This is a genomic window from Pseudoclavibacter sp. VKM Ac-2867, assembly GCF_015351275.1.
Classification (GTDB): domain Bacteria; phylum Actinomycetota; class Actinomycetes; order Actinomycetales; family Microbacteriaceae; genus Pseudoclavibacter.
Window position 1 is genome coordinate 563,125 of sequence record NZ_JADKSL010000001.1, and the last position, 19,273, is coordinate 582,397.

At 69.0% G+C, this 19,273-nt stretch carries 16 protein-coding genes; 11 read left to right on the forward strand and 5 right to left on the reverse strand.

Translation table 11 applies throughout. The features are described 5' to 3' along the window. Window positions 1-5: 5 nt before the first annotated feature. Both ITJ67_RS02535 and ITJ67_RS02540 read left to right on the forward strand, forming a co-directional pair. The gene (locus tag ITJ67_RS02535) at window positions 6-1,670 is read left to right on the forward strand and encodes an ATP-binding cassette domain-containing protein (protein WP_194676619.1); all 1,665 of its coding nucleotides are present in this window, start codon (window positions 6-8) and stop codon (window positions 1,668-1,670) included. Continuing rightward, entirely contained in the window at window positions 1,667-3,487 is a 1,821-nt protein-coding gene (locus tag ITJ67_RS02540; protein WP_194676620.1) for an ABC transporter ATP-binding protein, read from the forward strand. The genes ITJ67_RS02535 and ITJ67_RS02540 overlap by 4 nt, the downstream gene beginning before the upstream one ends. Window positions 3,488-3,565: 78 nt before the next feature. Here the strand turns inward: ITJ67_RS02540 and ITJ67_RS02545 are convergent, their stop codons facing one another. Continuing rightward, window positions 3,566-3,883 (reverse strand): chorismate mutase, encoded by a 318-nt coding sequence (locus tag ITJ67_RS02545; RefSeq protein WP_194676621.1) that lies wholly within the window; start codon window positions 3,881-3,883, stop codon window positions 3,566-3,568. A 32-nt stretch (window positions 3,884-3,915) separates the two neighbouring features. Between ITJ67_RS02545 and ITJ67_RS02550 the strand changes: the two genes are divergently transcribed. The 4 genes from ITJ67_RS02550 to ITJ67_RS19545 all read left to right on the forward strand — a co-directional run bounded on the left by ITJ67_RS02550 (window position 3,916) and on the right by ITJ67_RS19545 (window position 9,201). Continuing rightward, on the forward strand, window positions 3,916-5,532 hold the full coding sequence (locus tag ITJ67_RS02550; protein WP_194676622.1) for a DUF6350 family protein: 1,617 nt from the start codon (window positions 3,916-3,918) through the stop codon (window positions 5,530-5,532). A gap of 50 nt (window positions 5,533-5,582) precedes the next feature. After that, window positions 5,583-6,191 (forward strand): phosphoribosylglycinamide formyltransferase, encoded by a 609-nt coding sequence (gene purN / locus ITJ67_RS02555; protein WP_194676623.1) that lies wholly within the window; start codon window positions 5,583-5,585, stop codon window positions 6,189-6,191. Next, on the forward strand, window positions 6,188-7,834 hold the full coding sequence (purH, locus tag ITJ67_RS02560) for a bifunctional phosphoribosylaminoimidazolecarboxamide formyltransferase/IMP cyclohydrolase (RefSeq protein WP_194676624.1): 1,647 nt from the start codon (window positions 6,188-6,190) through the stop codon (window positions 7,832-7,834). Before purN ends, purH begins: the two co-directional genes overlap by 4 nt. Window positions 7,835-7,899: 65 nt before the next feature. Continuing rightward, entirely contained in the window at window positions 7,900-9,201 is a 1,302-nt protein-coding gene (locus tag ITJ67_RS19545; protein WP_228502172.1) for a dimethylarginine dimethylaminohydrolase family protein, read from the forward strand. 107 nt (window positions 9,202-9,308) lie between these two features. Here ITJ67_RS19545 and ITJ67_RS02570 read toward each other — a convergent pair whose 3' ends face one another. Continuing rightward, window positions 9,309-9,785 (reverse strand): GNAT family N-acetyltransferase, encoded by a 477-nt coding sequence (locus tag ITJ67_RS02570; protein WP_160071301.1) that lies wholly within the window; start codon window positions 9,783-9,785, stop codon window positions 9,309-9,311. Between the two features lie 86 nt (window positions 9,786-9,871). Here ITJ67_RS02570 and ITJ67_RS02575 point away from each other — a divergent pair, with 86 nt between their 5' ends. The 4 genes from ITJ67_RS02575 (at window position 9,872) to ITJ67_RS02590 (ending at window position 16,170) form a co-directional block, all read left to right on the forward strand. After that, window positions 9,872-11,089 carry an NADP-dependent isocitrate dehydrogenase gene (locus ITJ67_RS02575; RefSeq protein WP_104242572.1) on the forward strand — a complete coding sequence of 406 codons (1,218 nt, stop codon included), beginning with the start codon at window positions 9,872-9,874 and terminating at the stop codon, window positions 11,087-11,089. Window positions 11,090-11,189: 100 nt separating this feature from the next. Then, window positions 11,190-12,188: a malate dehydrogenase gene (locus ITJ67_RS02580; RefSeq protein WP_194676625.1), complete on the forward strand. Its 999-nt coding sequence runs from the start codon at window positions 11,190-11,192 to the stop codon at window positions 12,186-12,188. A gap of 16 nt (window positions 12,189-12,204) precedes the next feature. Next, window positions 12,205-13,995: a MinD/ParA family ATP-binding protein gene (locus ITJ67_RS02585; protein WP_194676626.1), complete on the forward strand. Its 1,791-nt coding sequence runs from the start codon at window positions 12,205-12,207 to the stop codon at window positions 13,993-13,995. A gap of 24 nt (window positions 13,996-14,019) precedes the next feature. Then, entirely contained in the window at window positions 14,020-16,170 is a 2,151-nt protein-coding gene (locus ITJ67_RS02590) for an anthranilate synthase component I (RefSeq protein WP_323741367.1), read from the forward strand. Window positions 16,171-16,635: 465 nt separating this feature from the next. Here ITJ67_RS02590 and ITJ67_RS02595 read toward each other — a convergent pair whose 3' ends face one another. Continuing rightward, entirely contained in the window at window positions 16,636-17,445 is an 810-nt protein-coding gene (locus ITJ67_RS02595) for a hypothetical protein (protein ID WP_228502173.1), read from the reverse strand. Window positions 17,446-17,555: 110 nt separating this feature from the next. Next, on the reverse strand, window positions 17,556-17,822 hold the full coding sequence (locus ITJ67_RS02600) for a hypothetical protein (RefSeq protein ID WP_160071305.1): 267 nt from the start codon (window positions 17,820-17,822) through the stop codon (window positions 17,556-17,558). 87 nt (window positions 17,823-17,909) lie between these two features. On the opposite strand from ITJ67_RS02600, the gene ITJ67_RS02605 reads away from it, so the two are divergent. After that, complete coding sequence (locus tag ITJ67_RS02605; protein WP_160071306.1) at window positions 17,910-18,512, forward strand: TetR/AcrR family transcriptional regulator; 603 nt, start codon at window positions 17,910-17,912, stop codon at window positions 18,510-18,512. A gap of 59 nt (window positions 18,513-18,571) precedes the next feature. On the opposite strand, the gene ITJ67_RS20115 is transcribed toward ITJ67_RS02605, so the two are convergent. Further along, window positions 18,572-19,018, reverse strand: a complete 447-nt coding sequence (locus tag ITJ67_RS20115) for an endonuclease domain-containing protein (RefSeq protein ID WP_194676628.1) — start codon at window positions 19,016-19,018, stop codon at window positions 18,572-18,574. Window positions 19,019-19,273: the final 255 nt, after the last annotated feature.

The following is a 19,273-nucleotide window of genomic DNA, read 5'->3' on the forward strand; positions in this document are numbered from 1 at the left end:
TCGCGGTGCCCCTGGCGCTCGGCTGGCTGCAGGCGCTGGCCCTGGCTGGCGTTCTGCTGCTCGTCGGAGGAGCACTCGACTCAATCCTCGCGGGGGAGCTTCCGAACGCGAGCACCGTCATCCTCCTGGGCGCTCTGGTCGTGGCGGCAGCCGCTGCCGCCGCAGTCTCCACGGTCCTGGTCCAGCGCAGCAAGAACTCGACCGAACGCGCCCTGCGCCAGCTGCTTGTCGGCCAGCTCTTCGCCGTCGGGCCGCTGGCCCTCGGCCGGGAACGCACGGGCTCCCTCGTCAGCATGGCCACCGCCTCGATCGACCGCGCATCCGCCTACCGAGCGGGATTCCTCGGGCCGATCATCGCCTCGCTGACCACGCCGCTCCTCGTGCTGGCGGTCATCGCCGTCTCCATCGACCCGCTCACCGCCGGGCTCCTGCTGCTGCTCGTGCCGCTCATCCCCCTCATCATCATCGGGGTCCAGCGCGCGTTCCGTTCATCGACGGGCGCGTACAGGCGCAGCGCGGGTCAGCTCTCGGCGGCTTTCCTCAGCGCCATCCAGGGCCTCACGACCCTGACCCTGAACCGGGCCGCCGCGCGGACGGGTGAGGAGCTGCGTGAGCGAGGCGAGCAGAACAGACGCAGGGTCATGCGGCTGCTCGCCGGCAACCAGGTCCTCATCCTGGCGGTCGACGCGGTCTTCTCGCTCGCCATGATCACGGGCGCGGCGGGCCTTGCCGTCTGGCGACTCGAGGACGGCGCCATCACGCCTGGTCAGGCCGCAGCACTGGTGCTGCTCTCGACCCTGCTGACGGGGCCCGTCGACATCGTCGGCCAGTTCTTCTACATCGGCATGACGGGCCGCAACGCCGAGCGGGAGCTGAGCGCCGCGATCGCCGCCCGGCCCGTGGCTGACAGCCCGGCACCGGCGTCGGCGCCCGCCGGACCAGACCGAGTGGCTGCGCTCGAACTGCGCAGCGTCACCGCCGGCTACGAGCGAGGGCAGGCGGTGCTCTCGGAGTACTCGCTGCGCATCGAGCCTGGAGAGCGAGTCGTCATCACCGGCCCGAGCGGTTCGGGCAAGTCGACGCTCCTGACCCTGGCCCAAGGGCTCCTCGCGCCTCGCCAGGGGATCGTGCTCGTCGGGGGAGAGCCAGCAGGCAGCTCACAGGCGCGTGCCACGCTCGCCGTCGTCGAGCAGACCACGTTCCTCTTCACCGGCACCGTCGCCGACAACCTCCGGGTCGCGAAGCCGAACGCCAGCGACGACGAGCTATGGGCCGCCCTTGCCGCGGCGGAACTCAGCGAAGACCTCGGGCGCTCCCCGGACGGTCTCGCGACGCAGGTCGGCGAGAGCGGCCTCTCGATCTCGGGCGGGCAGGCGCAACGCGTCGCCATCGCCAGGGCGTTCCTGCGGGATGCGAGCGTGCTGCTCCTCGACGAGCCGACCGCCCAGGTCGACCTGCGCTCCGAGCGCCTCATCACGCGGGCGCTCGCGAAGCTGGCAGAAGGGCGAACGGTCGTCATGGTCTCGCACCGGCCGACCAGCATCCTCGCGGCCGACAGAGTCGTCACCCTCGAAGCGACAGCTCCTAGTCGTCCGGCGGATGCCGACGGTTCGCGTTCGCGGCCACCGCAGCACCCTGGCCACACACACGGAAGGGGAGCGCGACGATGACCGCCGCATCCACTGCGCTCGACACTCGCCAGCCCACCGGGCCCCAGCTTGTGGCCTGGCTGCTGCGCCAGACGGCGCCGCTGCTCTGGCCGCTGGCCCTCGCCACTCTGCTGCGGATCGTCGGACAGCTCTCGGGCATCGCCATCCTGGTCGTCGCGATGCTCGGCGTCTCCGGGGCGCTGTCGCTCGCTGGCACGATCTGGACGATGGTCGCGCTCGCGCTCGCGAAGGCCGTCCTTCGCTACCTCGAGCAGTTCAGCGGCCACTTCGTGGCCTTCGCCGCCCTCGCTCGGCTGAGGAACCTGTTCTATGCCAGGCTCGCGCCGCAGGCCCCCGCCGCGACCGAGGGTGCGGGCAGCGGTGAGCTGAGCGAACGCGGCACGCGCGACATCGACCGAGTCGAGGTGTTCTTCGCGCACACGGCGCCGCCAGCGATCTCGGCGGTGGCAGTCCCCGCTGCCGCGCTCATCTGGCTCGGCACCACCCAGGGCGCAGCGCTGGCCCTGGCCATCGCGCCGTTCATCGTCGTGGTTGTGCTGGTGATCCCGCTGATCGGGGGTCGAGCAGGCTGGCGCGCCTCGCAGGAGACCGTCGCGGCGAAGGGCGTCGTCGCCCAGCACGTCAGCGACTCCGTCCAGGGTGTGCGAGAAGTGCTCGCCTTCGAGCATGCCGAGGCCCGCCTCTCGGACATGGATGCGCGCGGCGAGTCGGGGGCTCGCGCGTCCGCGTTCGCTTCCCGAGTCGCCGCGCTCCGCGGTGGACTCGTCGTGCTGCTCCAGTGGGGCTCCGTGGTCGCGGTGCTGCTCGTCGGAGGAGGTGGCGTCGTGACCGGGGGCCTCGGCTACGAGCAGCTGCTCGTCGCGCTCGCGGTCGCGGTCGGACTCTTCGTGCCGACTCGCGCCGTCGAGAGCTTCGTGACCGACCTCAACGCGTCGTTCGCGAGCGCTGCTCGCCTCTACGAGGTCATCGAGCGGCCGCCTCTCGTGACGGATGCGCTCGCCGACGATGCGGCCAGGGTCCAACCGGCTCGAGGTGACCTCGGTGAACTCCAGCCGCGTCCGGTCGCGCTCGCCTTCGAGGGCGTGACGTTCGCGTACCCGGGCGCGGGCGGCTCGACCTCCGCCGCACCGAGGGCCGTGCTCGATCGGATCTCCTTCGAGCTGCGCGCGGGCGAGCACCTCACCGTGGTGGGACCGTCCGGCAGCGGCAAGTCCACGATCGCGTCGCTCGCCCTCCGCTTCTGGGACCCGGATCTCGGGTCGGTGTCGCTGGCCGGCAGCCGTCCCGGTGCTCCGCAACCCCTGCAGCGCATCCCGCTCGACGAGCTGCGCACCCGGATCGCACTCGTGCCGCAGCGTCCGTACCTGAGCGACGGCACGGTGGGGCAGAACGTTGCGCTCGCCCGACCTGACGCGAGTGACGAGGAGATCTTCCAGGCCTTGCGCGTCGCCGCCCTCGACGAATGGGTGCGCGAGCAGCCGAAGGGCCTTGGCACTCCGGTGCGAGAGCGCGGCGGCGGCCTCTCTGGCGGGCAGCGGCAGCGCGTCGCGATCGCACGCGCTGTGTTGGCGAACCCGGAGGTGCTTGTGCTCGACGAGGCGACGAGCGCGCTCGACGGTGCCACTGAGCGGACCGTCCGCGCACGCCTCGCGGAGTGGGCCGGGCGGCGCAGCATCCTCGAGATCAGCCACCGGATCGATACGCTCGACGACACCGATCGAGTCATCGTGCTCGACGCAGGACGGGTCGTGGAGGAGGGGGCACCAGACGGCCTCCGTGCCGCGGGAGGTCCGTTCCAGCAGCTCCTGGAGCGCTGACCGCCGCGCCGCTGGCGTGCGTCGCAGGAAGCACCGGACTTCTGTCAGGTGAGGACGCGGGCCGTCCGATCACGGAGGTCAGTCGGACTGGCCGGTGGCCGCGCCGCCGTGCTGGTGCAGCTCCAGCTCGATGAACGCGCCGATCATGGCGCGATAGCTCGCTTCGACGACCGCAGGGGAGCTTCCACCCTGTTCCGCGAGTGCCCGCACCTTCGCGATGACCTGCTCCACGCGCGCTGGAGCCCGCACCGCACCAGTGTCCTGACCGCGTTTGGCGACCGCCGCGCGTTCGACCCAGCGCTGCCGCTCGCCGATGAGCTCCACGATTCGGGCGTCGAGAGCGTCGATGGCGCGTCGGATGTCTGTCATCTCGTGAGGGCCTGTTGATCCAGTCATTCCGGCAGGTTAGCGGCTATCGTCGGGGTGCTATGCCTCGCCCGATCACGTACCTGTACTCGGCCGTCGACGCGCTCGTCGCGGCTGCGGTCGGCCTCGGCGTCCCGCTGCTCGCGGTCGTCGCGGTGCAGTTGGCGACGACGGGCTTCGGCAGCGACTTCGCTGCTGGCTTCGAGTACGCGGCGGCCATCTGGGCTCTCTCGCTCGGGGGGTCCGTGGGGGCGGTGCTCGACCCGAGCTCGGCTCTTGTGCCTGCCGGAACCGAGGCGGTGACCTTCACGCTGCGGGTGATGCCCCTGGGCCTCACGCTCCTCACGGTGTGGTTGGCTCACGTGACCGGGGTTCGCGTGCGTGCGGCCTCCGACCTCATCTGGCCCGGCCTCCTCCTGACCGGTGCGCTGTTCGGCGCCGCCGCCGCCGGGGTGTCGCTCGCGGCGAGCGGCCGTGGCCTCGACATCGGCGTCTGGCAGACCGCCGTCGTGGGTGCGGTCGTCTTCTTGGGCGCCGCGTTCGTCGGGGCGCGCGGATGGCAGGTCGCACCGTTCGACTCGATCCTCTCGAGCGTCGAGGAGCGCACACGGGCGGCCTTGTCCCAGGGGCTGAGGGCGGCCGGGCTCATGGTCACCGGCATCCTCGGAGCGGGAGCGGTGCTGCTGCTCGTCGCTGTCCTCGTGGGGCTCGCGAGCATCCTGGCGCTCTTCCAGTCGCTCCCGCTCGATGTGACGAGCGCGATCGTGGTTGGGCTCAGTCAGCTCGTGATCGCCGTGAACGGCGTCGTCTGGTCTGCTGCGTGGATGCTCGGCTCTGGGTTCGCGATCGGCACCGGGTCGCAGGTCACCCCCGTCGAGACGCTGGTCGGCCCCATGCCCGTCCTCCCGCTTCTCGGCGCCATCCCGGCGTCTCCGCCACTGCTCGCTGTCTCGATCATCGCCGTTCCTGTCCTGGTCGGGCTTGCTGCCATGGTGGGGGTTCGGATGCACGCCCCGGCTGGTGCAGACCGGGGCGTGTGGACTCGCGTCTCGGTCGCGGTGGCGGCCGCGGCGCTCGCGGCCGTCGCGATCGGGATCCTCGCCCTTGCTGCTGGCGGCTCGGCTGGCCCTGGTCGCCTCGCGGAGATCGGCCCCTTCCCCTTGCTCACCGGTGCCAGCGCGTTCGGAACGCTTGCGCTCGGCGCCCTCGTCGGGGCACTGGTGCCGCTCTCTGCTGAGCAGCTCGATGAAGACGATGAAGCCGACGATGCCGCCGCCGAGGAATCCGGCAGGAGCGCCCGTGATGGGCGAAAGAAGCACAGTCGTGCAACCGTCGGCACGCCCACGTCGACGCCGACGGGACGTGACGAGCCGAGCGGACCGCAGCCGCGTGAGAAGGTGAGCGGTTCACCGGCGGGCGCGAGCGCTGCTTCCTCCAAGCGCCGCGCACGACGTGATGGCACCGACGAGCGCACCTGGGTCGCGGACGCCGTCTCGAAGCGCTTCGAGGATCCGGGCGAGGTCGAGAAGAAGCCGGGAACCGCACTCGAGGTGCGCGCCGACGATCAGCCTGCGGAGCGGCAGACATCCGAGATTCGCCGCGCGAAGCGGCTCAAGGTCGAGAACCCGCGCTACGACGACGAGCCGGACATCTACGCCGACATCGATCTCGACGACTGAGCAGGGCCGACCCGGGAGCCCCGACCGCGCGCAGCGATTAGACTGACCCGGTGCTCAAGGTAGTCGTCCTCATCTCCGGCGCGGGTTCGAACCTGCAGGCGCTGCTCGAGACACTCCGGGCCTCCGCCGATTCCGCATCGCCTATCGGCGCCGAGATCGTGGCGATCGGTGCCGACCGGAATGCAGCCGGCCTCGCGCTCGCGCAGGAGTTCGGCATCCCGTCGTTCGTGGTGCGCCCGAAGGACTTCGCCGACCGGGAGGCCTGGGGCGTGGAGCTGCTCGCGCAGATCCAGAGCTTCGAGCCGGACCTCACGCTGCTCTCCGGCTTCATGCGGCTCGTGCCGCCTGCCATGGTGGATGCGCTGGCCCCGCGTCTCCTGAACACCCACCCCGCGTACCTGCCGGAGTTCCCAGGGGCGCATGCCGTGCGCGACGCGCTCGATGCCGGCGTGGCTGAGACGGGCGCCTCCATCATCATCGTCGACAACGGCGTCGACACCGGTCCGATCGTCGATCGCGTCCGCATCCCCGTACTCCCCGGTGATACCGAGGAGCTGCTCCATGGCCGCATCAAGGTCGCGGAGCGCCGTCTGCTGGAAGACACCGTCAGAGGCGTTGCCTCGGGCGAAATCGCACTCGAGGAAAGAGCCAACGCATGAGCACCCCCGCTTCACACGAATCGCTGACCACCCTCGAGCGGATCGAGCCCAAGCGCGCGCTCGTGTCCGTGAGCGACAAGAGCGGCCTGCTCGAGCTGGCCGCAGGACTGAATGCTGTCGGGGTCGAGATCGTCTCCACCGGCTCGACCGCGAAGACCATCCGCGAGGCGGGATTCGACGTCACGGACGTGCAGCAGGTGACCGGGTTCCCGGAGTCGCTTGACGGTCGTGTCAAGACACTGCACCCAGGCGTGCACGCGGGGATCCTCGCTGACCGGCGGATCGCCGACCACCTCCGTCAGCTCGAGGAGCTCGGCATCGAGCCGTTCGAGCTCATCGTCGTGAACCTCTACCCCTTCGTCGAGACGGTTGCCTCCGGGGCAGATGCGCCGGCGATCATCGAGCAGATCGACATCGGCGGCCCCGCCCTGGTGCGCGCCTCCGCAAAGAACTTCGCGAACGCCACGATCGTCACGTCTCCGAGCGACTACGCCAGGGTTCTCGACGAGATCTCTGGCGGAGGTGTGACGCTGTCGACGCGTCGCGCGCTTGCCGCCGCCGCGTTCCAGCACACGTCGAGCTACGACCAGGCTGTCGGTGCGTGGTTCGCGTCGCACATCCAGGAGGTCGAGGCGGCTGCAGCTGCGGAACCCGCCGCAGGCTCGGCGTCCGACGTGCTCCCGGGCTCCTTCACCATCGAGGGCACCCAGCTCGCTGTCCTCCGCTACGGCGAGAACTCGCATCAGGTCGCGGCCGTGTACGGGCGAGCAGACGGCAGGGGCATCGCCCAGGCCGAGCAGCTCCACGGCAAGGAGATGTCGTACAACAACTACGTCGATGCCGACGCGGCCCTCCGGGCGGCGTTCGACCACACCTCGCCGGCTGTCGCCATCATCAAGCATGCCAACCCGTGCGGCATCGCGGTCGCGCCTGCGGGGCTCGCACCGGCCGAGGCCATCGCCGAGGCTCACCGTCGCGCGCACGCCTGCGACCCGGTCAGTGCCTACGGCGGCGTCGTCGCCGCCAACCGCGAGGTCTCGCTCGAGATGGCGCAGACGCTCGCGAAGATCTTCACCGAGGTCGTCATCGCGCCGAGCTTCGCGCCCGAGGCGCTCGAGGTGCTGCGCACGAAGAAGAACATCCGCCTCCTCCAGCTTCCCGCGAACCCGGCGCCCGAGGAGCGCGAGGTGCGTCAGATCTCCGGGGGCTTCCTCATCCAGAGCGCAGACCGCTTCGAGCCGAGCGTGTCGCTCGTCGAGAGCTGGACGCTCGTTTCCGGGGCCCCCGCCACCGGGCAGACCGTCGAGGACCTCGAGTTCGCGTGGCGAGCCTGCCGCGCCGTGAAGTCCAACGCGATCCTCCTCGCCGCAGACGGAGCCTCCGTCGGCGTCGGCATGGGGCAGGTCAACCGCGTCGACTCCTGCCACCTCGCCGTCTCGCGGGCAGGAGAGCGGGCCGCTGGATCCGTTGCCGCGTCAGACGCGTTCTTCCCGTTCGCGGACGGCCTGGAAGTGCTGCTCGAGGCCGGCGTGAGCGCCGTCGTGCAGCCGGGCGGATCCATCCGCGACGAGGAGGTCATCGCGGCCGCCGAGAAGGCGGGCGTGACGATGTACTTCACGGGCGAGCGCCACTTCTTCCACTGACCCGCTCTGATCCGCGCGATGCGCGATCCGACCGCGGCCGCAATCGACACCTACGAGAGCAGCAATTGAGCACCAAGAACTCCCAGCCCGTCACCCGCGTCAGCGAGCTCGACGGCGGAACGCGCTTCAACGCGGCACTCGTCGCCGCGATGGGCGTCGCGTTGGCGACGCTCCTCACGTCGCTCGTCGTCATGAACGAGCGAGACCTCACGGGGGTCATCTCGCCGCTCACGACGCTCACCGACACGTTCGACTTCTACTCGCTGCCGGTGCTCCTCCTGCTGGTCCTCGTCACGCTCGTCGGCTGGCTCGGCTGGCTCCGCAACTGGTGGATCGCCGCGATCGCCGGATTCGTGCTCGCGCTCATCGCGGGCACGGTGGGGTACGTCGTCCGGCTCGCGACGGGTGGCGCTGAGTTCACCGGCGAGACGTGGTCTGCGATCTTCACGGAGTTCTTCGGGCTCAACTTCGTGTTCCTCGTCTCCGGCACCGTGTTCACGGCGCTCATCGGGCCGACGCTGTTCCGCCGGCAGGTCGCCGAGATGCTCCGAGAGGTGTCCTCTCGCGTCGCGCACGCGGGGGAGCTCCGCCGTTTCGCGGAGTCGAACAGCAAACTGGCGCTCGTGCGCATCCCCGCGGCGAACCCGCAGGATGCCCAGGTCACCTTCCAGGAGCGCGCGGCGGTCGATCGCGATCGCGCCAACGAGCAGTGGGAGTCTTACGTCGCGCTGCTGGACGAGCACGGGTGGGAGACCCGCGAGGTCCCAGCGGCTGAGACCATGCCGGACTCCGTCTTCACCGAGGACCAGGTCATCGTGCTCGGCCAGGTCGCCATCCTGGGTCGCAGTGGGGCGTCTTCCCGCCGCGCGGAGCTGCCTGGCGTCCGCGCCGCGCTCGCCGAGACCGAGTTCGTCACGATGGAGATCGAGGCCCCGGCGACCCTCGACGGGGGCGACGTGCTCCTCGCGGGCGACACCGTCTACGTCGGCGCCTCCACCCGCACGAACGCCGAGGGCATCCGCGCGCTGCGCGAGATCGCGCTCGATCTCGGCTACCGCGTTGTCGCGGTCCCCATCAGCGGAGCGCTGCACCTGAAGAGCGTCGCGACCGCCCTGCCAGACGGGACCGTCCTCGCCTGGACTCCCGCGTTGGAGCAACCCTCGCTGTTCGGCGGCTACATCGAGGCACCCGAGCTGCTCGGTGCGAGCATCCTGCCGCTGGATGCGGATACCGTGCTCGTCTCGGCTGCCGCACCGGCGACCGCGAAGCTCGTGAAGCGCCTGGGCTACAACGTCGTGACCCTCGACATCTCGGAGTTCGAGAAGCTCGAGGGCGGGGTCACCTGCCTGTCGGCTCGCGCCTACTAGACACGACCGCATCCCCGACTCCATCACACGATCGCTGCCCGGCGTTTCACCCTCTCGCGGTTCCGCAAGAGGGTGAAACGCCGGGCAGCGATTTGGGTCGAACGGCTCTACAGCGAGCCGGTTCCGTGCTGGCTTAGCTCCCGCTCGCCGATCGTCTCCCCATACTGGGTCTCACCGGTGACGACGAACCCGAGGCTGCGGAAGAAATCGCCAGGCCCGAGGTCGCCCTCTTCCCAGATGGTGGTCACCTTGTCGAAGCCGCGACGCGCAGCCTCATCGAGGATCGCCGTCACCGCGAACGATCCGACACCACGGCGCTGGAAGTCGGCATCGACGTTCATGCGCATGATCGTCGCCCGGAACAGCTCGTCGGGAGCGTCCTCGTCGAAGTTCGCCATGATGAAGCCCACGACTCGACCATCGAGCACGACGACCCTCGGCCATGACGTCGTCTGGCTGACGTAGGCCTCCGAGATGGAGTGCGAGACAGGCGCGACGAACGCCTCCTGGCCTGGTTTCAGGGTGAGCGTGTTGGCGGCGACGATGTTGTCGGCGGACAGCTCTTCGATATACAGCTCGCTCATGGATGCAGAGTAGCGCTCCGTCTGAGTAATCCTCCGAATGCGGCCCCGGTAAGCTGGAGGCAAACCGCGCTCAGAAGGAGAACTCTATGGCGAAGATCAAGGTCGAAGGAACGGTTGTCGAGCTCGACGGCGACGAGATGACCCGCATCATCTGGCAGAAGATCAAGGACACGCTCATCCACCCGTACCTCGACGTTAACCTCGAGTACTACGACCTGGGCATCGAGAAGCGCGACGAGACGGACGACCAGATCACGGTCGACGCGGCGCACGCGATCCAGAAGCACGGCGTCGGCATCAAGTGCGCGACGATCACCCCTGACGAGGCACGCGTCGAGGAATTCGGCCTCAAGCAGATGTGGCGCTCCCCGAATGGGACCATCCGCAACATCCTGGGCGGCGTCATCTTCCGCGAGCCCATCATCATCTCGAACATCCCGCGCCTCGTGCCGGGCTGGAACAAGCCGATCATCGTCGGCCGCCACGCGTTCGGCGACCAGTACCGTGCGACCGACTTCCGCTTCGCGGGAGAGGGCAAGCTCACGGTCGAGTTCACGCCGGACGATGGCTCCGAGCCGCAGAAGTTCGAGGTGTTCCACTCCCCGGGCGACGGAATCGCGCAGGTGCAGTACAACCTCGACGCATCCATCACCGACTTCGCTCGCGCATCGCTCAACTACGGCCTCACGCGCGGCTACCCCGTGTACCTGTCGACGAAGAACACCATCCTGAAGAAGTACGACGGTCGCTTCAAGGACATCTTCCAGGAGATCTTCGAGGCCGAGTTCAAGGAGAAGTTCGACGCGGCAGGCATCACCTACGAGCACCGCCTCATCGACGACATGGTCGCTGCGTCGCTCAAGTGGGAGGGCGGCTACGTCTGGGCCTGCAAGAACTACGACGGCGACGTCCAGTCGGACACCGTCGCGCAGGGCTTCGGCTCGCTCGGCCTCATGACGAGCGTCCTCACGACTCCCGACGGCAAGGTCGTCGAGGCTGAGGCCGCGCACGGCACGGTCACGCGCCACTACCGCCAGCACCAGCAGGGCAAGCCCACGTCGACGAACCCGATCGCCTCGATCTACGCCTGGACGCGCGGCCTCGCGCACCGCGGCAAGCTCGACGGCAACCAGGAGCTCATCGACTTCACGCAGGCTCTCGAAGAGGTTGTCATCGAGACCGTCGAGTCGGGCAAGATGACGAAGGACCTCGCCGCGCTCGTCGGCGAGGGCACCCCCTTCCAGACGACCGACGACTTCATGAACTCGATCGCCGAGAACCTCGCTGCACGAGTGTCCGCGTAAGCGACACCCGACCGCACGCAAGGCTTGCGCCTCGGAAGCCCCGCATCATCCTGCCTCGGCAGCATGCGGGGCTTCTGCGTTGTCCGAATAGGGTGGAGGCATGAGCACCACGCCAGTCCGCATCACCGTCACGGGAGCAGCCGGCAACATCGGCTACTCGCTCCTCTTCCGCATCGCATCGGGCGCCATGCTCGGCGATACTCCGGTCGAGCTCCGGCTCCTGGAGATCCCGCAGGCGGTCAAAGCAGCAGAGGGAACGGCGATGGAGCTCGCCGACGGCGCCTTCCCGCTGCTCCGCTCAGTGGACGTCTTCGACGATGCGGACGCGGCCTTCGACGGGACGAACATCGCCCTGCTCGTCGGGTCGATGCCGAGGCGTGATGGCATGGACCGCGCCGACTTGCTCGAAGCGAACGGCGGTATCTTCGCGCCGCAGGGCCGCGCGATCGGGACGCACGCCGCCGATGATGTCCGCGTGCTCGTCGTCGGCAACCCCGCCAACACGAACGCCGCGATCGCCCGTGCCGCAGCGCCAGATGTTCCGGGCGAGCGCTTCACTGCCATGATGCGTCTCGACCACAACCGAGCGATCGCCCAGCTCGCCGCGAAGGCTGGCGTCGGCGCTGGCGAGGTGTCGCGCATCCATGTCTGGGGAAACCACTCGAACACGCAGGTCCCGGACGTCGATCACGGCACGATCGCGGGTGCCCCGATCCGTGAGCGCATCGCCGACGATGCCTGGATCGATGGCGAGTTCGTCACGACGGTTGCGACGAGGGGCGCCGCGATCATCGCGGCGAGAGGTGCTTCATCGGCCGCTTCGGCGGCATCCGCCGCGGTCGACCACGTCCGTGACTGGGTGCTCGGGACCCCCGAGGGCAACTGGACGACGGCCGCGCTCCCCTCGAAGGGCGACTACGGCATCCCCGAAGGCCTCGTCGCGGGTGTTCCGGTGACGTCCAGTGGCGGCGACTGGCAGGTCGTCCAGGGGCTCGCGCTCGGCGAGCTGACGCGAACGCGCCTCGCGGCGACGGTCGCAGACCTCGAAGCCGAACGCGATAGCGTTGTCAGTCTGGGATTCGTTCCGTCGACCTCCTGAAGTGAGAAGAGCTGCAATGACCAATGCCGAACCGGACATCCTCGCGCTTGAGGTGCTGATCCGCCGCGATGGCGTCGGCGAGATTCGGGAAGGCGACTCGGTCGAGCGCATCATCGCGGCCGACGCGGATGAGCTTCGGTCGGCGATCATGACGCGAGTCGTCGATCGCGCGACGCGCGAGGAGATCGTGATCGACCTCCGCACGATCGACATCGACGGTGTCTTCCCGCTCCGCGTCTCTCCGGACGGGAGCCTCATCGAGACAGGCGACGTCGGTGAGCTGGCGCCTGGCGAGGACGAGCTCACGGACCGACTCGCCCCCGGAGGGGCCGCGGCCGGGTCCTCAGTCGAACCCGTCTCCGAGGACCGCCAAGACGAGACGGTCGGAGCGAACAGCGACGGATTCCTCCCGCAAGGGAATGTGCACGAGACCGTTCGCATCCCGAGGGTCGAGATGATGCACCACGCCCTCGACCAGGACGCGGAGGCCGCGCAGCCAGCCCCTGCGCCCGATGCAGGGCTTCCCGAGACAGAGAACGAGAGCGGACCCGCGCCCGAGAGCCCAGAGCCGTATGACGACGAGGCGGGCAACCCCTCGAACGCGGACACACCCCCGGTCTGGTTCGAGGACCGGATCGACGAGGACGGCCTCGAGGACACACAGCCGTGGCAGCCGAGATTCCCCCGCGACGCGCGCCAGATGCGGGAGCTCGAGGAGCTCGAACGCGCCGAGGCGGGAGCGAGTGAGCGCGCTCGTGCCGACACAGCCCCAGAGTCGGCGAACCCAGCCCCAGTCGCAGCAACCGCCACCGCAGGAGCGGTCGCCAGAGCAGCATCCGCGACCGCGCCGGAACGCCGCAAGAGCGACACCTCCGCCCCGACGCTCGCCGACCTGCTCGCCGACAAGCAGGCGGCACCGGAAGCCCCGGCGCAGCAAGGCTGGCGCAGCGCCCTGCGCCTCGGAACGGGCGGGCTCATCAAGCTCGGGCCAGGCGAGGCCGAGCGAGTCAAGCGTGACGAGATCCGCCGAGTGCAGCGGCAGTTCGACGGCTCGCGCACCGTTGTCGTCATGAACCCCAAGGGCGGCGCGCACAAGACCACCGCGACGCTCATGATCGCCGCTACGTTCGGCGAGATCCGCGGCGGCTACACGCTCGCCTGGGACAACAATGAAACCCGCGGCACGCTCGGGTGGCGTTCGCACGCCGGCAACCACCGCAACACGGCCGTCGACTTCCTGCGACAGCTGCCGAGGTTCGAGGTCTCGGGAGGCGCGACCATCGCCGACGTCGACCGATTCGTGCGACCGCAGGGGGACGCGCAATTCGACGTGCTCGCATCCGACGACGACGCAGCTTCCGCGGCGATCATCGACGCAGAGGCGTTCTCGCGCATGCACCGCACCCTGAGCCGTTTCTACCGCGTCCTCGTCGTCGACACCGGCAACAACATGCGCGCCAGCAACTGGGAGGCGGCCCTCGACGTCGCCGACCAGCTCGTCATCGTCTCAACCGCGAGAGAGGACACGGCCGCCTCCGCGGCCTGGCTCGCCGACGGACTCCGTGAGCGAGGCTTCGGTGAGAAGCTCGAGAACGCCGTCACCATCCTCTCCAGTCCCTCCGCGAAGGAAGACCAGGCGCTCACCGAGCGTCTGCACCACCACTTCGAGAGGCTCACGCGCGCCGTCGTTGAGGTACCGTACGACCACGCCTTCGTCGGTGGCGGCGAGCTCAGCGTCTCGAGCCTCAAGCCAGCCACGCGAGATGCGTGGCGCACCGCGACCGCCGCCATCGCGGAACGCCTCTGACCGAACTCCAGACCTAGGAACCCAGTGCTCACGATCTCCCACACCTCCCGTGCTGCCAGCCCGGAAGAGATGGATGACATCCAGACCGGTCTCAACGACCGCTACGGCGTCGTCCTCTCCTCTGGCGTCGAGTACCCGGGCAGGTACACGCGATGGGACATCGGATTCATCGATCCGCCCCTCATGATCGAGGGCCGCGGGTTCAACCTGCGCATGCGCACGCTGAACGAGCGTGGGAGCATCCCGCTGCGCGCATTCACCGACGCCTTCGAGCGCCTCGACGGCGTCACCGTGCGAGTGCTCGCCGACGGCGAGGTCGAGATCGACGTCACCTCGCAGCGCGACGAGATCATCCCAGAGGAGCAGCGCACCCGCAGGCGGTCGAGCTTCAGCGTGCTGCGCGCCATCATCGAGACCATGCCGGACGACGTCCCGCACCTTGGCCTCTACGGCTCGTTCGGCTACGACCTCGTCCGGCAGATCGAGGCCCTCGAAGCGCCGAACGGCGGAGACCAGCGCGACCTCGTCGTGTTCCTGCCAGACTCCGTGCTCGCCGTCGACCGGCAGCGCGGCGACGCCACCAGGCACGACTTCGAGTTCTCCGACGGCACGACCTCGACCGAGGGGATGCCCCGCACCGAGGTGCTCAGCCCCTTCGTCTCGCCAGCGGCATCCGCACAGTCGTCCCGCGATCACGAGCCGGGGGAGTACGCGGCCCTCGTCGAATCTGCCAAGGCCTCGTTCGCACGCGGCGACCTCTTCGAGGTCGTGCCGGGGCAGGCCTTCCGCCGCCCCGTTCGCACCAGCCCAGCCGACGTCTTCGCCTACCTGAAGCGCAACAACCCGGCCCCCTACGGGGCACTCATGAACCTCGGCGGCCAGGAGTTCCTCGTGAGCGCCAGCCCAGAGATGTTCGTCCGGGTGGCCGGCAGCCGTGTCGAGACCGTGCCGATCTCGGGCACCATCGCCCGCGGGGCCGACGCGATCGAAGACGCCGACCGCATCCTCGAGCTGCTCAACAGCGACAAGGACCGCTCCGAGCTCACGATGTGCACCGACGTCGACCGCAACGACAAGTCGCGCGTCTGCGAGCCTGGGTCGATCAAGATCATCGGCAGGCGGCAGGTCGAGCTGTACTCGAAAGTCATCCACACGGTCGACCACGTCGAGGGCAGGCTGCGGCCTGAATTCGACGGACTGGACGCGTTCGCCACCCACATGTGGGCGGTCACCGTCACCGGAGCCCCGAAGATCTGGGCCATGCGCTTCATCGACGAGCACGAACGCAGCCCCCGCACCTGGTACGGCGGCGCCATCGGCGTGCTCCTCGCCAACGGCGACGTCAACACGGGCCTCACGATCCGCACCGCGATGATCCGCGACGGCATCGCAGAGGTTCGCGCGGGAGGCACCCTCCTCATGGACTCCACGCCTGCCGCCGAAGAGCTCGAGACGGAGATGAAGGCGTCCGCGCTCCTCGAGGCGCTCGACGCCTCCGCAGAGAACGCCACCCCTGAGCCCGTCGCAGAGGCCGCGCCCGTGCGCTCCGGAGTCGGGCACCGCATCCTCTTCCTCGACCACGAGGACTCGTTCGTGCAGATGCTCGCCGGCTACATGCGCGAGACGGGTGCGGAGGTGCGCACGGTCCGCATCCCGAAGGGCGGCATCGAGCGTGCGGAGATGGCGCGCATCCTCGACGAGCAGCAGCCGTCGCTGGTCGTCATGTCGCCAGGGCCCGGCGCTCCGAGCGACTTCAGGTCCGCCGAGCTGCTCGACGAGATCGTCGGACGCTCGTTGCCGGTGTTCGGCGTGTGCCTCGGCCAGCAGGCCATCGGCGAGTACTTCGGTGCGTCGCTGGGGCAGCTCGGGTACCCGCTGCACGGCCAGGAGCGCGAGGTCGTCGTCACCAACCCCGGCTTCCTGGACGCACTCCCCGAACGGTTCGTCACGGGCAGGTACCACTCGCTGCACATCGACCCCGCGACGATGCCGGAGAGCCTCGTGCTCGTCGCCTCCGATGACGACGGCATCCCGATGGCCATCCAGCACCGTGAGCTGCCGATCTTCGCCGTGCAGTTCCACCCGGAATCGCTCATGACCCTGCGCGACTCTGCCGGGAAGCGCATCATCGAAGCCGTCATGGAGCGCATCCCGGCCCGAGTTCCCGCCGCCTGAGCTGGGTTCGGAGACAGTCTCGGTCGGCCGCCACGCCGCCGGCGGCGGTGCGCGGCGGCCGTTGGCGTTGCTCTTTCGTGTTGCCCGTTTGGGCGTTCTCGTGGAGTGCCCCTTCTATCGCGCGTAGCGCGCGTTAGTCGCGCCGTTGAGGTGGAGTCCGTCTCTGTAGCAGGTAGCCCCGCTCCCAGCCAACTTCCGTGATGGATTGAAGTGTTTGGCCGCAGAGGCGGCGTTCCGAGGTTCACCGTCCCGGGAGCTGGTCAGGGAAGGTGGTGTGCGGTGTCGACCTGGACGGTCTCGCTTCGATGCTGTGGGCGGTTCTCGGCAGCGCGGCAGCGTGGCCGGTTGAGCGCCGACCTCTGCCCGCAGGCACATCCCTGCCAACTTCCGTGATGGATGGGCGGGTTGGGCCGCGCTCGGAGCGATCCGAGGGCTCTCGTCCCGGAAGCTGGCCGGGCGGGGGAGTCAGCTGCGGGTGCTGAGCGCCGCTGCGAGCTCCCCAGATGTCGCGAGATCGTGCGCCGTCACGCACCCGTGCATCCCGGAGACGGCCGATCGCTCAGCGAGGAGTGCCGTGAGCTCAGCCGTCGCTCGAGACTGATTGCGGCCGCATGCGCTTCGCCGCTCACCCGTGCGCCGGTTGACCGCCGCGAGGGCCCACGAGTCGTCGCCGAGGGCTGGCGCCGCGCTGATCACGCTCGAGAGCTGGGGGATGGCGCCGACGACGGCCAGCGCTTGGGTCAGATGCCGCGAGCTCAGCGCCAGGTAGCTGCGGACCGCGTACCCGCCGGCCGGGCCGAGCAGGGTGTGGTCGGGGAAATCGGCCCTCAGGTACCGCCGCCGTTTGCCGTCGCCGCCGAGTAGGGTTCGTCGCTCGCGGAAGTTTCTGATCGCCTCGGTCTCGGGTCTTGAGGCGATCTCTGAACCTGCGAGTGACTTCGTCCAGGCGACTGCCGCTGCGCCGTGCTTCTCGCCGGAACCGAGCATGATCCCGACATCGATCTCGTCGCCGGGCTTCGCGCCCAGTTCTCCGATGAGTGCCGTGCTGAGACCGGGTGCGAGGCCGGCACCGAGGACAACGGATGCGCGGGCGGAGTCTGCCGCGCGGCGGAGCGCTGCGAGGTAGGACCCGGTTGCTGAGATATCGACGAGCGTGGCACCGCCGAGGTGCAGGGCGATCGCGGGGTTCTCGACGCCGGATGCGTTGATGATGACGTCGTGGTGCGGAGCGAGCTGGGCGAACCCGTGCACGTCTCGGCGGAGGTCGACGGTCACGGAGTGAGGGTGCCGCCGCCGGGCTGCCCGAGTCACTGCGTGCCCTGCGTTCTCGAGGAGCTCCGCGATGCTGGTGCCGACCGCACCGCTCGCCCCTATGACAAGCGCTCTCATGCGTTGGGCTCAATCTGCGGCCTGGCACGAACCGCAGCGTCAGGTTCTTGTCTGCGGCGGAGGACGCGGAGGTAGAGCTTCGTGAGCTGGGGGACCACCAGGTAGACGGCGAGCACGACGACGATGGCGGTGACCAGAGCGGTGGCGAGCAGGGCGGGCCAGGTGCTCGCAATCGAAGCCAGCAGCGCGCCGACGAGAGAGACGAGGGGGAAGATCGCGAGCCAGGTGAGGAAGGCGCGCTCGTGGACTGAGATCGGGGGCATGCGTACTCCAAACGTTCGGTTGGAGATAGAGCTTAGAAGCGGTGGGAGGTAAAAGCAACTAGTCGGTTGGAGTTGGTACCATTGCCCATGGCCTGGGACACGGAACGCACCAAGCAGCTGCTCCTGGAGTCGGCGACGAAGCATTTCAGCGATCGGGGCTTCGCGGGGGCCAGGATCGACGCGATAGCCAAGGAAGCCGGCGTCAACAAGGAGCGCATCTACCAGTACTTCGGCGACAAGCAGGCGCTCTTCGCGAGTGTCCTGCAGCATGCCCTGCTGCGCATCTTCGACGGGGCCGAACTCACCGGCCCCGGTCCCGAAGCCGTCGGCGCGTACGCGGCAGCACTCTTCGACCGGTACGGCGAGCATCCGGAGCTGCCGCGTCTCCTGGCGTGGGAGGGGCTCGAGACCGAAGGGGGTCCTGCGCTAGAGGAACGCATCGCGCGGTGCGCAGGCAAGGCTGAGGCCATTCGCTCGGCATGCCCCTGGCTGAGCGAAGCTGAGTCTCGGCACGTCCTCCTGAGCGTCGTCACACTCGTCAACGGCTGGTGGACGCTCCGGCAGCTCCACGGCATCATGCTGGACACGACGTCGGAGCACGTCGACCGCCGGTCCATCCTCGCCGCGCAGGTTGCTGCCCTCGCGCTCCCGGCGACACCCTCAGTGCCTCGGCCGGGCCAACTTGCGTGATGCATGCGTGTGGCCCGGCGTTTCAAAGTGCGTTCACGTCTCTTCGTCCCGGGAGCAGGTCACATCCTTTGGTGACGTCTCGAGCGGCGGACGTGGCTGCCGTCGGCGAGGAGAGCGAGCAGCGTGGCTTCGACGCGCGGCCACTGGAACATGATCTGCTCGTAGGTCAAGCGGAGGACTCGAAAGCCGAGCCTGTTCAGCACCAGGTCTCTCCGCCGATCGTTGCGCGAGTCCCACTCGGTCGCATGAAACTCCTTGGAGTCGCACTCGATGATGAGTCGATCGCCGACCAGGAGGTCCACATTGCCGACGCCAGCCACCGTGAACTGCGGATGGACGGCGATGCCACGCAGCTGGAACCAGAGTCGGACGATGCTCTCGGTGCCAGATTGGCTCCGGGCATCCACGAACCTCAGCTTGGCCTGAGCTGAGAGCGGAACACGGGAGGCGACTGTTGTGAGTGCATCTCGAGTGGTGAGGCGCAGCTGCAACGCAGAGTCGGCCACGACGACAAGATCGCGCGTGGAGAGGCACGGGAGCGCACATTCCAGGGCGAGGTCGATGTCGTCGACCGCGTGCTTCTGTATCGGGCGCGCCTCGAGGACCGACGCGCGGTGTGTGACGAGGCTCCCGGAGTGCAAGCTCGGTGAGGTCGCGCGAGTTCGGCCCGTCGCGCTCGCGGCGATCCGGACGTGGGCCGCGGCGTGGGGCGGGGTCCAAGCCCCGAGGATCTTCAGCGCCGTGAGGCAGGTTGCTCGCGT